Here is a 15,546-nt window from a genome sequence, read left to right on the forward strand (position 1 = left end):
TCCCCCTGGCAGGGGAGGATCGTAAGGGCCCGCCAAGTCTTGCCCGAACCGGTCCGACTCGCCATGTTCACCCCATGCTGAACATCGTCTCGATCCTCATCGGCCTCGTCACCCTGGTGCTTGGCCTCGTCGCGTTCATCCCGCTGCTCGGCTGGATGAACTGGCTCGTCATCCCGATCGGCATCGTCGGTGCAGCCGTCGGCGCGCTCTCGTCGAGCAGCGGCGGCCGCAACCTCAACATCGTCCTGATCATCATCTTCGCGCTCCGCCTCAGCCTCGGCAGCGGGATCATCTGACGGAAGAAGGGCCCGGCGTTTCCACCGGGCCCTCCTGATTGCGAAGCGTACCCGCCGTTATGCGGCGAGATTATGCTCCAGCGTGATCTCGGCGTTGAGCACCTTCGACACCGGGCAGTTCGCCTTGGCGTCCGCGGCGATCGCCTCGAACTCTTCCTTCGAGATGCCGTCGACCTTCGCGTTCAGCGTCAGCGCCGACTTGGTGATCTTGAACCCGTCGCCATCCTTGTCGAGCGTCACCTTCGCCGACGTCTCGAGCGTGCCGGCCTCATACCCCTTGCCCGCGAGCGCGAAGCTCAGCGCCATGGTAAAGCACGATGCATGCGCGGCCGCGATCAGCTCCTCGGGGTTGGTGCCGGGCTCGTTCTCGAACCGCGTGTTGAAGCCGTACGGGCTGTCGGACAGCACGCCCGACTGTGTCGAGACATGGCCCTTGCCGCTCTTGCCGAGGCCTTCATACTTTGCCGAACCGCTGCGTGTGGTCATCGTTTTGATCCTTCATCGGACAAGAAAAAAGGCGCCGCGGTTTCCCACGACGCCCTTCCACAACGCGCAACTACCGAAATAGCGGCATTGATTTAGCCGATAAGCGTCAGCGGCAACGACGGTTGTTGTTGCTCGTGCCCTTGTCGATCGCGCGACCGGCGAGGCCACCGAGAACGGCGCCGCCCAGCGTGCCGACCGTGCGGTCGCCGCGGGTGTCGACCGTGCGGCCGAGCAGCGCGCCGCCGACGCCGCCGATGATCGTGCCGGTCGTGCCGTTGCTCTTCTTGCAATAGACGCGGCCGTCACGACCACGCCATTCGCGACGATCGCGCGCATCGGCGGCCGACACGGGAACGAGGACGGTCGGCAGGACCATTGCGCTGAGGCCCATGGCCAGAACGAACTTACGCATGATGTAACTCCCTAGTGAATTGATCTGCTGGTATAACGAAGCCGCTATAGCGCCAGTTGCATGAACCAAAAACAACACCGCGTTCATGCTGGCGTTCATCTTCGGGACCGGCATCGGGGCGTTGCTCCTAACGGCCGACGGGCATCATTCCGCGGTCCCGCTTTACGCTGGAAGGCAGGCCGGTTACGCCGCCGCGATGTTGCCCGTGCCCTTGCCCGTCGAGATCCTGCCCGTCGCCGCGCCTTGGTTCGACCTCGCAGGCCTAGCGGTGTTCGCCGCATCGGGTGCGCTGGCAGCGGCCAAGCGCGGCCAAACGTTCGTGACGCTCGTGTTCTTCGGGCTCATCACCGGCGTCGGCGGCGGCACGGTGCGCGACCTGCTGATCGGCGCACCAGTGTTCTGGGTGCATGACGCGCGCGCCGCGAGCGTGTGCCTGGGCGTGGCACTGCTGATCTGGGTGACGCCCGAGCGGTGGTGGAAGGACGAAGCGCTCGGCTGGTTCGACGCGGTCGGGCTGGCGGCGTACGCGGTGTACGGCGCGGCGAAGGCGCTGGGGTACGGCGTGCCGCCGGTACCGGCGGCGCTGATGGGCGTGATGACCGCGTGCGTCGGCGGCATCATCCGCGACGTGCTGGCGGGCGAACCGTCGATCCTGATGCGGCCGGAGCTGTACGTGACCGCGGCGGCTTTGGCGGCGGCGAGTTATGTCGGGCTGGTGTTGCTGGGGGTGCCACTTGCGTTGGCGGCGGTAATTGCGGCGAGTGCCGGCTTCACGCTGCGGGCCGCGGCGATCCGCTTTCATCTGGCGCTGCCTGCGTACGGGGGACGCCGCTGACTCACGAAGCTTACCACGCGATAATCTTGTGTCCCCGCGAAGGCGGGGACCCAGTCTGGGCTCCCGCCTTCGCGGGAGAACAAGGAGGGGAGGGCGGTCCGTTGAGCTTGAAAGCACGGCCCGCTCTTACTCGTTTTGATGTTAAGGCTGGTCTCCGTCGGTTGGCGAAGCACTACCCTACACCTCAAACCACCCCGGCGAAGGCCGGGGCCCAGTTGGGGGACATCGCTGATGTGCGTTGCGCTCCGTTACGCCAGCTTTCCCAACTGGGCCCCGGCCTCCGCCGGGGTGGTGGCCTCCGCCGGCGGGGCCGCGCGGTCGGCGGTCAAACCWCCCCAAAAAGAAAACCTACCCCCGCACAACCCCGACATCCGCAAACCGCCGCGGCTCGACCGGCGGCACCGACGGCTCATTTAGCGCACACTGCCAATGCCCGACATCGATCCACTGCCCATTCTTATACCCGACCTCGCGGTACACCCCCGCCCGCCTAAACCCGACCGCCTCATGCAGCTTGATCGACGAGTCGTTGGGCAGCGCAATCGCCCCGATCGCCTGCGTAAACCCCTGAGCCCGCAGCGTATCGATCAGCGCCTCGTACAACAGTCGCCCCGCACCCTGTCGCTGCGCCGCGTCCGCGACATACACCGTGGTCTCGCACGCGAACCGGTACGCCTCGCGCTTGTGGAACGCCGAAGCATAGGCATACGCCAGCACGCCACCCTCGGAGCCGATCGTCGCGACCAGCCACGGATACAGCCCGTCCGACGCGGCCATCCGCGCGCGCATCTGCCGCGCATCCGGCGCCTCGGTCTCGAACGACACCGTCCCGACCAACACGTGCGGCGCATAGATCGCCGCGATCGACGCCGCATCCTCGGGCACCGCCGCCCGGATGACGATCCCGCCCCCGTTGCCAGTTGCGGTGACCACCATCAGAACCCGATCCGCGCCAGCAGCAGGTCGAGCAGCTTGGCATCGCCGATCCCCGCGCTCGTCGGCCCCATCCCGCCGCACTCGAGACAGCGCGCCTGGATCGAGCCAGACGTGGCCAGCCGCTTCATGTCACCGACCGCCCGCGCGAGCATCTGGCGCCGGTCCGCCGCGACGTGCGCGAACGCATCGCCGCCACCCGCATCATCGTCGCCATCATTGCCGAAATCCTGCGCGATCGTCGCGAGGAAGCCCGGCTTCTTTTCCAGATACTCGGCATGGACCTTCGCCGGATCGAGCTTGGCGCGCTTGGCGGCCTCGTCGATCGCGTCCTGCAACGTCCCGAACCGGTCGACGAGCCCGATCTGGCGCGCGGTGCCGCCATCCCAGACGCGGCCCTGGCCGATCTCGTCCACACGCGCCGGCGTCATTTTCCGCGATGCGGCGACGCGCGAGACGAACTGGCGATAGCCGTTCTCGATCCCTGCCTGCGCGATCGCGTCGAACATCGGCGTGGTGCCGCCGGTGATGTCGGGCTGGCCCGACAGCGGCGTGGTCTTCACCCCGTCGCTGGTCACGCCGATCTTGGCGAGCGCGTTCTCGAACGTCGGGATCACGCCGAAGATGCCGATCGAGCCGGTGATCGTGCCGGGCTCGGCAAAGATCACGTCGGCCGGCGTCGACACCCAGTATCCTCCGCTGGCCGCGAGGCCACCCATCGATACGACGACGGGCAGCTTCTGCCGCTTGGCTTCGAGGATCGCGAGCCGGATCTGTTCCGATGCCATCACCGATCCACCTGGCGAATCGACACGCACCACCAGTGCCTTCAGCGTCTTCTTGGCGAGCCCGTCGAGCACCGCCTTCTCGATCGTCTTGCCTGCCGCCTTGCCGGGGCCGCTCTCGCCGTCGACGATCTCGCCGGCGATCGTCAGCACGCCGATCGAATCGCCCGCGGTGGGGAGGGGGTTGGCCCTCACCCAGGCGTCGTACTTGATCGCGGTGTAGTTGCCTGCCGGCTTGTTCGCGTCGCTGCCGGCATATTCCGCCACGCGCCGCCCGAAGCTGGTCCGGTCGCCGAGCTTGTCGACGATGCCCGCACGCAGGTTCGCCTCGGCGATGTTGCCGTTCGAGGCGAGGATGACCTTGTCGGGCGCGCTCATGAACTGCGCGATCTGCGCCTTGGGGCGTGCTTTCGCGACGGCCTCGCGCCACTGCGCGAATAGCGTGCCGTACAGCGCGGTGCTGGCGGCGCGCGCGTCGTCGCTCTGGTCGGCCCGCGTGTAAGGCTCGACGAACGACTTGTAGCGGCCGACGCGGTAGACGTGCGCATTGACGCCGAGCTTGTCGATCAGGCCCTTGTAATAAAGCTGGTTGCCGCCCGGCCCCATGAAGATCGTGCCGCCCAGCGGGTTCACCCAGATCTCGCTAGCATTCGCCGCGAGGCGGTAGCCGCCATCGGTGTACGCGGTCGCGTAAGCCAGCACCGGCTTGCCGCTCGCCCGCACCCGCGCCAGCGCATCGCCGACCTCGCCGAGTGCTGCCGGGTATGCACCGCCGAAGCTGTCGAGATCGAGCACGACCACCTTTACGCGCGCATCGGTGCGCGCAGTGTCGATCGAGCGGACCACGTCGCGCAGGCGAAACTGCCGCGTCCGGCTCTGCCCCGACAGTGCTGCGAACGCGGCCTGTTCCTCGGGCTGCTCGACGATCGAGCCATTGAGATCGAGCACCAGTGCACCGTCCTTGATCACCGTCGTGCTCTGCCGCGCATTGAGCGCCGCGAAGATCAGCCCGAAGAATAACAGCATCGCAATCAGGACGAGCGCGTCCTTGATCGCCACGAGGAACTTCCACACACCTCGCACGAGCCGCCATTTCTTCCGCGGTGGGCGGGCAGGGTCGACATAAGAGGGGGCGTAGGACGGCGCAGCGGTATCGGTCATGGGACGAGAGCTAGAGCATGCGCGGACCGAGGTAAATGCCCTGTGTTACGGGGCCAACACAGGAAGCGTTCAAGCCCGCACATCTACCCCGACCGCCACCCAGTCCCCCTCCCGCTTGCGGGAGGGGTTAGGGGAGGGGAGTCCAACAAGCCCGCCCTAGAAACCCCTCCCCCGACCCCTCCCGCAAGCGGAAGGGGAGCAGAAGTACAGTTCCGCCTGGCCTCATGTTCTTCTGCGAACGCAGGAGCCCAGGATACCAAGCACCGCCCTTCGTCACCCTGGACTCCTGCATGCGCAGGAGAACGGCGGTGCTCAGCAGCACGACTATCGACCCTTCAGCCACGATGCCCGAATACCACGTCCGCCCGAAAAAATTTCGCCCCCGGAACCTTTGACATGCCGCACCCCGAGGCACATATGCCGTCCGTTGGCACTCGATAACCTCGAGTGCCAGAAATCTGTCACAATCCAAAAGGACATGGACCCCATGAACTTTCGTCCGTTGCATGATCGCGTGCTGGTGAAGCGCCTCGAAGCCGAAGAGAAGACGGCTGGCGGCATCATCATCCCCGACACCGCCAAGGAAAAGCCGCAGGAAGGCGAAGTCGTCGCCATCGGCACCGGCACCCGCGCCGAGAACGGCACGATCACCCCGCTCGACGTCAAGACCGGCGACAAGATCCTGTTCGGCAAATGGTCGGGCACCGAGGTCAAGGTCGACGGCGAAGACCTTCTGATCATGAAGGAATCTGACATCCTTGGGATCGTCGGCTGACTTCTGCCGGGTTACCTTGGTGTAACCTTATCGTGACTTTTCAACTTATACGAAAGGGCAGCTGACATGGCTTCCAAGGACGTAAAATTCGGTCGTGACGCGCGTGAGCGCATCCTCCGCGGCGTCGACATCCTCGCCGACGCAGTCAAGGTGACCTTGGGCCCCAAGGGCCGCAACGTCGTCATCGACAAGAGCTTCGGCGCACCGCGCATCACCAAGGACGGCGTCACCGTCGCCAAGGAGATCGAGCTCAAGGACAAGTTCGAGAACATGGGTGCGCAGATGCTGCGCGAAGTGGCCTCGAAGACCAACGACATCGCCGGTGACGGCACGACCACCGCGACGGTCCTGGCGCAGGCCATCGTCCGCGAGGGCATGAAGTCGGTCGCAGCGGGCATGAACCCGATGGACCTGAAGCGCGGCATCGATCTCGCCGTCATCAAGGTCGTCGAGGACGTCAAGGCGCGTTCGAAGCCGGTTTCGGGTTCGAAGGAAGTGGCGCAGGTCGGCATCATCTCGGCCAACGGCGACCGTGAAGTCGGCGAGAAAATCGCCGAAGCCATGGAGAAGGTCGGCAAGGAAGGCGTGATCACCGTCGAGGAAGCGAAGGGTCTCGAATTCGAGCTCGACGTCGTCGAGGGCATGCAGTTCGACCGCGGCTATCTGTCGCCGTACTTCATCACCAACCCCGAGAAGATGACCGTTGAGCTTCAGGATCCCTACATCCTGATTCACGAGAAGAAGCTGTCGAACCTGCAGGCGATGCTCCCGATCCTGGAAGCCGTCGTTCAGTCGGGTCGTCCGCTCTTGATCATCGCCGAGGACATCGAGGGTGAGGCTCTGGCCACGCTCGTCGTCAACAAGCTGCGCGGCGGCCTGAAGGTCGCAGCGGTCAAGGCACCGGGCTTCGGCGATCGTCGCAAGGCGATGCTCGAGGACATCGCGATCCTGACCAAGGGCGAGATGATCTCGGAAGACCTCGGCATCAAGCTCGAGACCGTCACGCTCGGCATGCTCGGCACCGCCAAGCGCGTCACGATCGACAAGGACAACACCGTCATCGTCGACGGTGCCGGCGATCACGACACGATCAAGGGCCGCACCGAAGCGATCCGCCAGCAGATCGAGAACACGACCAGCGACTACGACAAGGAGAAGCTCCAGGAGCGTCTCGCCAAGCTTGCCGGTGGCGTTGCCGTGATCAAGGTCGGTGGTTCGTCCGAGGTTGAGGTCAAGGAGCGCAAGGACCGCGTCGACGACGCGCTGCACGCAACCCGCGCAGCTGTCGAAGAAGGCATCGTCCCCGGCGGCGGTACGGCTCTGCTGTACGCAACCAAGGCGCTTGATGGCCTCGAGGGCGCGAACGACGACCAGACGCGCGGTATCGATATCGTCCGCAAGTCGCTGACGGCTCTGGTTCGCCAGATCGCGCAGAACGCGGGTCATGACGGTGCGGTTGTTTCGGGCAAGCTGCTCGACGGCAACGACACGTCGATCGGCTTCAACGCCGCGACCGACACCTACGAGAACCTGGTGGAAGCCGGGGTGATCGATCCGACCAAGGTCGTCCGCACCGCGCTGCAGAACGCAGCATCGGTCGCAGGCCTCCTGATCACGACCGAAGCGGCCGTGAGCGAAATGGCCGAAGACAAGCCCGCCATGCCCATGGGCGGCGGCGGCATGGGCGGCATGGGCGGCATGGACTTCTGATCCGAATGGCGGCCGTAGCCACGCTGGCTACGGACTCGCCCAAGGACGGCCGGCGGGTCGGCGGCGCAAGCCACCGATCCCGTCCGACGAAAGCAGCGGCTTCGCCGATGCTCGGTTCCAAGCCAAACACCGACCAAAGCAAAGGGCCGGGGAGCAATCCCCGGCCCTTTGTTTCTCCGCCGACAAGTGGTAAAACCCATCCATGCGGCACGATCCCCTCTACAAGAAGATCACGGTCGACGAGTTCCTCGCAATCGACTTCGGCACGGACCGCAAGTTCGAGCTGGTCGACGGCGTAATCCGCATGATGACGGGCGGCACCCCCGCGCATTCCCGCGTGGCGAGCAACATCCTCGTATTCCTGGCTGGGAAGCTCCGCGGTACGGGATGCCGAGCGTACAACTCCGACATGGGTGTGCGGGTCAATGACACCGATCTGCGCTACCCCGACGTCAGCGTCTTCTGCGGCAATCCGGCAACTCGCGAACGCGAAGAACAGCGCGTATTCAACGATCCCCAAGTGATTTTTGAAGTCCTCTCCGGCTCGACCGCGAAGGTAGACCAAGGCGCAAAGCTCGCCGAATATCGCGAGCTCCTATCGGTCGATACGATCGTCTTCGCCGACCCCGAGAACGAATTGACCCGCGTCGTCCAGCGTCTCGGACCAACGACATGGCGCGACGACATGTTCGCCCAGCCGCACGACGTGGCCCTGCCGTCGCTAAACCTGACGATCCCCCACACCGAAATCTTCGCTCGAGACTGATCCCGCTACTTGGCCGCCGCCCCGTCCGCGGCAATCTGGTCCAGCGCACGCCACACCACGGCGCAATGTGGCTCAAGTCGAAGCTGTGATACGCCTCACCGTCGATCGGCACGACCAACGCCTTGCCACCAGCCGCGGCGCGCAACCGCTCCGCCGCGGTGAACGGCACGACCTCATCCTTGCGACCATGCATCAGCAGCACCGGCACCGTCACTCGCCGGATTGCCGCAACGTTGTCGAACGCATCCGCATACAACCCCCGCGCAACGCTCGGCACGAACCGCGCAAAAGAGTCGAACGCGCCCAGCGTCACGACCCCGTCAATGCTCGCTCCGGCCGAGCCTTCCGCTGCCGCATGCAATGCCACCGCGGCGCCTAGTCCGTCGCCGAACACGAACCGCTTGCCGTCAGGCACCAGCCGTTTCGCCAGGTCGACGAACGCACGACCATCCTGGTACAGCCCCTGTTCGTCGGGAACGCCGGTATTGTCGCCATAACCGCGATACGATGCGACAAGTACGCCGCGGCCGTCACGGGCGAAGGCTTGCGCGGCCTTCGCGGCGACATCACGATTACCGGCGCGACCCGGCAAGTAGACCAGTACCGGACCCGTCGGGGTCTCGGGTGGCCAGAACCAACCTTTCAGTCGTGCGCCGTCCGCCGCTACCGCCTCGACCGATAGAGGAGTACGTCCGGTCCAAGCCGGTGTCGTTGCAAGTGGCGCAGGCTGATACAGCGAGCGGCCGACCGGATTGACGCAACCGGCGAGCGCCGTAGACATGACGATCGCCGCGACGAGTGGGAATAGGCCACGCCGGCGACGCCATATCTTCCGTTCGCGCAGACCTCGCCTGCTGCGGACCGCAGCGTCGATCATCGCACCCTCCCTGTTTAAGCGAATTGTAGATGCGGCGCCCCGACCGGGCATCAGGACTTCCTTCCAATTCAACGGTTTGTAATTCAGTTTGCTTGCACCCCACGCAAAGGGTGCAACGGGCCCTGCTTCACGCTACCATCACGCCATGACCGCAGGACGCATCGATCAGTTGACCGAAGCCCAACGCGCCTGTCTCCGGCTCGTACTGACCCATCACAACTCGAAGGAGATCGCGCTGATTTTCGGCGTGTCGCCGTCCGCGATCGACAAGCGGATCGAGCGTGCGATCCAGATCCTCGGCGTCGGTACGCGGTTCGAGGCGGCGCGTCGGTTGCAGGAGCATGAGCGCGGCGAGACCGACGACGGCGTTCTCGTTCGCGACCGGCTTCCGTCCGACCCCGCCGCTATCGCCGCTATCGCCGCCACCGTCACCGAGCCAGCGTTGCATGCCGAACAATATGCCACATACGAACGGCTACCATCCGAACCATTCGACGTTCCCTCTGCCGCCTCCAAGCCCGCAAACAGCGATCAGATCGAGCCGTGGGGGCTTGTTCGCCGCTTCCTCGGGCTATCCGGTGGCAGCGGATCTACGGGGGTGGCGCGCAATCGGTTTTCGATCGGCAACAGGATATATCGACTACTCGCACTCATGGGACTGATCGCCGTCACGTCGATGGCGGTCGTCAACATGGCGATGACGTTGACGACGCTGTTACGCTCGAACCGAGATCAGAGCGCTCCCGTACACGGCACCGCAACGTCGGTGCCCAGGGGAGGAATTTCGATGTTGAGAGAACGCCGCCGCGCTGCCGACAGGGTAGCCAATGACTTTCTCGAAGCAGAGGCTGCGGTCGACAAGGCCGCGATGCTCACCGCTTCGTGCGTGGCGACGCTGATGCAGCAACGCGTCGCCGCGAACCTGCCGCTCGGCACCGGCGCCGCGGCGTTGCAGATGGTCTCGCAGGCGTCGTTCGAGATGGTCGCCGTCCGTCAGCGTTTCATCGAAGCGCACCGCGCACTGGTCGATGTCCGTACCGAGATCGGTCTCGGCCAGTTCTACGGCTACGGCGATACCGCGGAATGCCCGCCGAACGAGGGCACGCTACGGCTTGCAGCCGAATTCGACACGCCGTTCCATCTGGCCGCGGTCGCCTGAACGACCGACTGACGGTCCTGCGGAGATAAGAGTTGGATCGGGTCTGGGTTTTCTACGCGATACAGTTGACCGCGTCCGGCTACGCGTTCCTGCGGGGCGGGGCACCGGAGCGGTTGACGGGCCTGGCCCTGTTGCTGGCAGCGCTTTCCACCAGCGTCATCCAGCGCGACATCCCGGTATTGTTCGCCGGGATGGAGGTCGGTGTCATGGTCGTCGACCTGATCTTGCTCGTCGTGATGATCATGATCACGTTGCATGCCGATCGCTTCTGGCCAGCCTGGGTCACCGCGCTCCACGCATTGGGAACGGGGGCTCATCTGGCCAAGGCGATCAGCCCCGACGTCATCCGCCTCGTCTACGCCGTCCTCTCTGCCGTTTGGAGTTATCCCATCGTTCTGCTTCTCGTGATCGGGACGGTCAGGCATTCGCGGCGGATCCAGGCCCAAGGCTGGGATCTCGACTGGAGTCGTCAGGACCGCACGATCCGATAAGCGAATTCGGAAGACGTTTATGACTTACGCACTTGCCATGGCGCCAATCAATATCGCCAAACGCGCGACGCCGTTCGCCGTATCGGATGTCGTTCTGGTCGATATGGCCAGGCGGCTGTACGAACTCCGCAAGGTCCGGGATGCAATGCTCGGCGACGCGCTGTTTTCGGAACCTGCTTGGGACATCCTGCTGGATCTCTTCATCTCTGAACACGAGCAACGCCGACTGAGCGTCTCGGCGGTCTGCATCGGCGCACGCGCGCCGTCGGCCACCGCGCTACGCTATCTGACGATGTTGCAGGATGCCGACCTCGTCGAACGCATTCGCGATGCGCGTGACGGTCGTCGCTCACACGTCCAGCTTACCGCGCTCGGTAGATTGCGCATGACGAACCTCCTGGGTCGCCTGATCGACGCGTAGCTGGGCAGGAAAACGTGAAGGGCAGGTCGCCTCCAAAGAGACCGAACCTGCCCTTCGTCGAGCCCTAGTGTGACGCCGCCGGCTGGCGCGGCGTCACGATCTGTGCGGTGCGCCCAGCCGGTCGCGTCTGACCTGGTGTCGGAATCTTCGCCTAATGGCGCATCGGCCAGTGCGCGATCGAGCGAAATGGTGATCCGGACGATGTTCGGCGCATATGCCTCGATCGCGACAGGGCTTCCGTTTCGGTCGCGCGTCGCGAGCGTATCGGCCTTCGCCTGCTTCATGAGTGCCGACGTCAGGCGAGTGCCCGTCAACAGGAAGCGTGCGGCAGAAGGAGGATCGGTATAGGATCGCATTTTGCGTCAGCACCGGCCGCGCACGCGCCGTGCTCATGCGCAACCATGCTCAGCTTGCAGTGGGAATGCCAGATATCGCGTGGTGGTGTATTGGCTCGGAACGCGCGAACCGGACAGAGAGCAATGTGACCGGTTGGAAGGCGGTGATGTAGCTCGGGGGTAGGCTAGTCGCCGCCGATGGGGCATGGCGTCCACGTCTAACGAGGTGAGCTAGCAGATGGACGACCGAGCGACGATGCCGCGCATTGCGGGGCCCGAGGATCATGTCGTGGTCGTCGGGGGCGGGTTCTCCGGCGCGCTGTTCGCGGTCAATCTGATGCGGCACGAGGGGCCGCGCGTGACGTTGATCGAGCGGCGTGATCGGCAGCTCGCGCGGGGCGTCGCGTATAGTGCCGCGCATCCCGATCACCTGTTGAACGTCCGTGCCGGCAACATGAGTGCGCTGCCCGACGATCCCGATCACTTCGTCCGCTGGCTGGAGGCGCACGGCAAGGGCGACCGCAAGACCTTCGTCCCGCGCACGACGTATGGCGCGTATCTGCGCGAACTGCTCGATGCGGCGATCGCGGAATCGGACGGCCGGCTGGTGCATGTAGAAGGCGAGGTCTGCGCGATCGATCCGGTCGAAGGCGACGGCGTGGCGCTGACGATGGCGGATGGGCGCAAGATCGCAGCCGACACCGCGGTGCTCGCGCTCGGCAATTTGCCGCCGCACACGCCGCCGGGGTTGAAGCCGGACGCGCTGCCGGCCGGTGTCTATTACGCGGACCCGTGGGCGGCCAACCTCGCCGAGGGGCTGGGTGCGGACGACACCGTCGTGCTGGTCGGCACCGGGCTGACCGCGATCGACGCGGCGTTGCTGCTCGATGCGCAGGGGTTCGCCGGGAATATCCTGGCGATGTCGCGGCGCGGGTTGTCGCCGCGACGGCATGTCGATGGCGCGCCGGCGCACCGCGGGGTTTCGGACAAGCCGCAGGGTGGGCTGACCGATCTCGTCCGCCATGTCCGCGCTCGTGCCGCGGAGGAGGGCTGGCGCTGCGCAGTCGATGAGCTTCGTCCGGTGACGCAGATGCTGTGGTCGGCGGCTTCGAAGGAAGTGCGCGGACGCTTCCTTCGCCATTTGCGGCCCTATTGGGACGTCCATCGCCACCGCCTGGCGCCTGCGGTTGCGGACCGTGTCGAGGCGCTCGTCGCGACCGGGCGGCTGAGCTTCGCAGCGGGAAAGATCGTATCTGCCGACGCCGACGGGACGCAGGCGAAGCTGACATGGCGGCCACGCGCCGAGACCGACCCGGTCGTCACGCGCGCCGCGCGGATCGTCAATTGCACCGGACCGCAGGGCGACCTGTTGCGGTCGGAAGAGCCGCTCGTGAAGCACCTGCTCGCGGCCGGTGCGATCCGCCCCGATCCGCTTCGGCTCGGCGTCGACGTCGATGCGCAGTCACGCACGATCCGTGCCGATGGGACGCCCGACGACCGGATCCACTGCATCGGGCCGATGACCCGCGGCGGATTGTGGGAAGTCGTCGCGGTACCCGATATCCGCGTCCAGAGCTGGGATCTCGCGCGCCGCCTGTCCAACGCGCAATGGGTCGGGGGCGAGGGCCTTTGACCGCGATCCGGCGCTTTTTCTCGGGTGATGCGGCGGGCGCCATCGTGCTGCTCGCGGCGGCGATAGCGGCACTGATCGTTGCAAATTCACCGCTCGCGTCAACGTACTTCGCGACGTTGCACCACGCAGTCGGCGGGATGAGCGTCCATCACTGGATCGACGACGGCGCGATGGCGCTGTTCTTCCTGCTGATCGGGCTGGAGGTGAAGAGCGAGTTCGTCTCGGGGCATCTCTCGACCTGGGGCGAGCGGATCATGCCCGGTGCGGCGGCGCTCGCGGGCATGGCGGTGCCGGCGGCCCTCTATGTGCTCGTCAACACGGGTACGCCCGCCAATCTGCGCGGTTGGGCGATCCCGGCGGCGACCGACATCGCGTTCGCACTCGGCATCCTCGCGCTGCTCGGCTCGCGTGTGCCGACCTCGCTGAAGGTTCTGCTGACGGCGATCGCGGTGATCGACGATCTGCTCGCGATCCTCGTCATCGCGGTGTTCTACACTGGCCATATCGCGCTGCTGCCGTTGCTTGCGGCGGGGTTAGGGCTCGGCGTACTCGTCGTCCTGAACCTGTCGGGCGTGCGGTCGCTGGTGCCGTACCTGCTGATCGGCGTCGGCATCTGGTACGGTGTTCTGCTGTCGGGTGTCCATGCGACACTCGCCGGCGTGGCGGTTGCGATGACGATCCCGCTACGGACCGGAGACGGCCAGCCGCCGCTGAAACGTCTCGAACACGCGCTCCAACCCTGGTCGAGTTTCCTGATCGTACCGGCGTTCGGGTTCGCCAATGCGGGCATCGCGTTCGGCGGGATGGTGGCGGCGGACGTGATTTCGCCGCTGCCGGTCGGGATCATGCTGGGGCTGTTCCTCGGCAAGCAGATCGGCATCTTCGCGACCATCCGTGGGCTCGTGACGTTCCGGCTGGCTGAGGCGCCCAAGAACGCGAGTTGGACGCAGGTGTACGGCATGGCGGTGCTGTGCGGGATCGGCTTCACGATGAGCCTGTTTATCGGCGGGCTCGCCTTCGCCGGTGCACCGCATGCGATGGACGCGGTGAAGATCGGCGTGTTCGCCGGCTCGATCCTGTCAGGCGTCGCCGGCTGGCTGATCCTCCGCCGCACCGTATAGTAAGTCGGTAATGCCGATCGGCACTGGGCAGGCACCACCCCGGCGGAGGCCGGGGCCCAGTTGGGCAACGATGCTATCGGCGGGTGCGCTTCGTCACAGCAACCTTTCCACCTGGGCCCCGGCCCCCGCCGGGGTGGTGCATCTTGGCCAGTACGGTAGCCGTCGATAATTTCGACAATACTACGCGGAACATATGCTCCGGCCCGGCAATCGATCTCGAATTGCTACGCGGCCGGAGCCTAATTGCCAGTCCTCGCGAACCGCCATCCTTTCGGCGGCACGCCCATGGGGACCGCAATGCACATTCTTCGTTTCGCCGCCGCCGCCGGACTTCTCGCTGGCCTCGCCACGCCTGCGTTCGCACAGGACACCGCGCCGCCGTCACCCGTCACCGTCTCCGGTTCCGTGACGCTCGCGACCGACTATCGCCTGCGCGGCGTGTCGCAGTCGGACAAGGACGGCGCGATCCAGGGCGGGCTGACGATCGCGCATGAGAGCGGGATCTACGTCGGCGCATGGGGCTCGAACCTGTCCGGCTGGGGCACGTTCGGCGGCTCGAACATGGAGCTCGACCTGATCGGCGGCTACAAGCACAAGCTCGCGGACAACGCGACGATCGACGTCGGCCTGACCTGGTACATGTATCCGGGCGGCGCCTCGAAGACCGATTACGCCGAGCCCTATTTGAAGCTCAGCGGCACGACCGGCCCGGCGACGCTGACCGCGAGCGCCTTCTATGCGCCGAAGCAGCAGGCACTCGGCAAATGGTATCGCACCGGCGCCGATGCGGCGGCGGGTGTCTACACCAACCCCGGCGCCAAGACCGACAATCTCTACCTGACCGGCGACGGCGCGTTCGCGCTTCCCGGAACGCCGGTCACCGCGAAGGCGCATATCGGCCATAGCTGGGGCAATGACGGGCTCGGCCCCAACGCGACCAGCGCGGCGCCGACCGGCGACTATTGGGATTGGTCGCTCGGTGCGGACACTACGTATAAAAACCTGACGCTGAACGTGAGCTATGTCGACACCGACATCACGCGTCGCAGTGCCGCATATCTCCAGCCGAGCTTCAGCCACGGCCAGGACGGAACCGGATCGATCGCCGACGGCACGATCGTCGCCTCGCTCACCGCCGCCTTCTGAAGGATCGACCGATGCAGGATCTACTCTGGATAGCGTTCATGCTCGGACTGGTGGCGGCGACGCTCGCCTATGTCCGCCTGTGCGACAACGCCTGAGCCCATGAGGACACCATCATGACCCTCGACCTCTGGCTCGCCGCGATCGTCGCGCTCGGGCTGCTTTTCTATCTCGTGGCGGTGCTCATCCGTCCCGAACGCTTTTAGG

The 15,546-nt window shown here is 65.5% G+C and carries 16 protein-coding genes and 1 pseudogene; 12 read left to right on the forward strand and 5 right to left on the reverse strand.

Annotated elements, in window-relative coordinates; translation table 11 throughout:
- Positions 1 to 74 precede the first annotated feature (74 nt).
- The gene (locus ASE82_RS16280) at positions 75 to 296 is read left to right on the forward strand and encodes a hypothetical protein (protein ID WP_056065665.1); all 222 of its coding nucleotides are present in this window, start codon (positions 75 to 77) and stop codon (positions 294 to 296) included.
- Positions 297 to 353: 57 nt separating this feature from the next.
- On the opposite strand, the gene ASE82_RS16285 is transcribed toward ASE82_RS16280, so the two are convergent.
- Positions 354 to 782, reverse strand: a complete 429-nt coding sequence (locus ASE82_RS16285) for an OsmC family protein (RefSeq protein WP_056065668.1) — start codon at positions 780 to 782, stop codon at positions 354 to 356.
- 106 nt (positions 783 to 888) lie between these two features.
- Positions 889 to 1,194 (reverse strand): glycine zipper 2TM domain-containing protein, encoded by a 306-nt coding sequence (locus tag ASE82_RS16290; RefSeq protein WP_056065671.1) that lies wholly within the window; start codon positions 1,192 to 1,194, stop codon positions 889 to 891.
- A gap of 196 nt (positions 1,195 to 1,390) precedes the next feature.
- Here ASE82_RS16290 and ASE82_RS16295 point away from each other — a divergent pair, with 196 nt between their 5' ends.
- On the forward strand, positions 1,391 to 2,029 hold the full coding sequence (locus tag ASE82_RS16295; RefSeq protein ID WP_056066054.1) for a trimeric intracellular cation channel family protein: 639 nt from the start codon (positions 1,391 to 1,393) through the stop codon (positions 2,027 to 2,029).
- 348 nt (positions 2,030 to 2,377) lie between these two features.
- Here the strand turns inward: ASE82_RS16295 and ASE82_RS16300 are convergent, their stop codons facing one another.
- Both ASE82_RS16300 and sppA read right to left on the reverse strand, forming a co-directional pair.
- Positions 2,378 to 2,965 carry a GNAT family N-acetyltransferase gene (locus ASE82_RS16300; RefSeq protein WP_056065674.1) on the reverse strand — a complete coding sequence of 196 codons (588 nt, stop codon included), beginning with the start codon at positions 2,963 to 2,965 and terminating at the stop codon, positions 2,378 to 2,380.
- On the reverse strand, positions 2,965 to 4,908 hold the full coding sequence (gene sppA, locus ASE82_RS16305; RefSeq protein ID WP_082441626.1) for a signal peptide peptidase SppA: 1,944 nt from the start codon (positions 4,906 to 4,908) through the stop codon (positions 2,965 to 2,967). Before sppA ends, ASE82_RS16300 begins: the two co-directional genes overlap by 1 nt.
- Before the next feature lie 487 nt (positions 4,909 to 5,395).
- On the opposite strand from sppA, the gene groES reads away from it, so the two are divergent.
- From groES to ASE82_RS16325, 3 genes are all read left to right on the forward strand, one after another.
- Positions 5,396 to 5,683, forward strand: a complete 288-nt coding sequence (gene groES / locus ASE82_RS16315; RefSeq protein WP_056052039.1) for a co-chaperone GroES — start codon at positions 5,396 to 5,398, stop codon at positions 5,681 to 5,683.
- Positions 5,684 to 5,749: 66 nt separating this feature from the next.
- Positions 5,750 to 7,393, forward strand: a complete 1,644-nt coding sequence (gene groL, locus ASE82_RS16320) for a chaperonin GroEL (RefSeq protein ID WP_056065680.1) — start codon at positions 5,750 to 5,752, stop codon at positions 7,391 to 7,393.
- A 202-nt stretch (positions 7,394 to 7,595) separates the two neighbouring features.
- Entirely contained in the window at positions 7,596 to 8,159 is a 564-nt protein-coding gene (locus tag ASE82_RS16325) for a Uma2 family endonuclease (protein WP_056065683.1), read from the forward strand.
- Positions 8,160 to 8,406: 247 nt separating this feature from the next.
- Here ASE82_RS16325 and ASE82_RS20420 read toward each other — a convergent pair.
- Positions 8,407 to 9,087 (reverse strand): annotated as a pseudogene (locus tag ASE82_RS20420) (alpha/beta fold hydrolase); the annotation flags it as partial.
- Between the two features lie 94 nt (positions 9,088 to 9,181).
- Between ASE82_RS20420 and ASE82_RS16330 the strand changes: the two are divergent.
- From ASE82_RS16330 to kdpF, 7 genes are all read left to right on the forward strand, one after another.
- Complete coding sequence (locus tag ASE82_RS16330) at positions 9,182 to 10,195, forward strand: helix-turn-helix transcriptional regulator (RefSeq protein WP_056065686.1); 1,014 nt, start codon at positions 9,182 to 9,184, stop codon at positions 10,193 to 10,195.
- 65 nt (positions 10,196 to 10,260) lie between these two features.
- Positions 10,261 to 10,686, forward strand: coding sequence for a hypothetical protein (locus ASE82_RS16335; protein WP_156348937.1), 426 nt, complete (start codon positions 10,261 to 10,263; stop codon positions 10,684 to 10,686).
- Positions 10,687 to 10,705: 19 nt separating this feature from the next.
- The gene (locus ASE82_RS16340) at positions 10,706 to 11,107 is read left to right on the forward strand and encodes a winged helix DNA-binding protein (RefSeq protein ID WP_082441627.1); all 402 of its coding nucleotides are present in this window, start codon (positions 10,706 to 10,708) and stop codon (positions 11,105 to 11,107) included.
- Positions 11,108 to 11,680: 573 nt separating this feature from the next.
- On the forward strand, positions 11,681 to 13,075 hold the full coding sequence (locus tag ASE82_RS16345) for an FAD/NAD(P)-binding protein (RefSeq protein WP_082441628.1): 1,395 nt from the start codon (positions 11,681 to 11,683) through the stop codon (positions 13,073 to 13,075).
- The gene (nhaA, locus tag ASE82_RS16350) at positions 13,072 to 14,196 is read left to right on the forward strand and encodes a Na+/H+ antiporter NhaA (protein WP_335337813.1); all 1,125 of its coding nucleotides are present in this window, start codon (positions 13,072 to 13,074) and stop codon (positions 14,194 to 14,196) included. The genes ASE82_RS16345 and nhaA overlap by 4 nt, the downstream gene beginning before the upstream one ends.
- A 297-nt stretch (positions 14,197 to 14,493) precedes the next feature.
- A complete protein-coding gene (locus ASE82_RS16355) occupies positions 14,494 to 15,342 on the forward strand; it encodes a TorF family putative porin (protein WP_056066063.1) in 849 nt (282 codons plus the stop codon).
- A 113-nt stretch (positions 15,343 to 15,455) separates the two neighbouring features.
- Entirely contained in the window at positions 15,456 to 15,545 is a 90-nt protein-coding gene (kdpF, locus tag ASE82_RS16360; RefSeq protein ID WP_055875324.1) for a K(+)-transporting ATPase subunit F, read from the forward strand.
- Position 15,546 lies beyond the last annotated feature (1 nt).

Origin of the sequence: Sphingomonas sp. Leaf230 (assembly GCF_001421745.1) — a bacterium.
Classification (GTDB): domain Bacteria; phylum Pseudomonadota; class Alphaproteobacteria; order Sphingomonadales; family Sphingomonadaceae; genus Sphingomonas.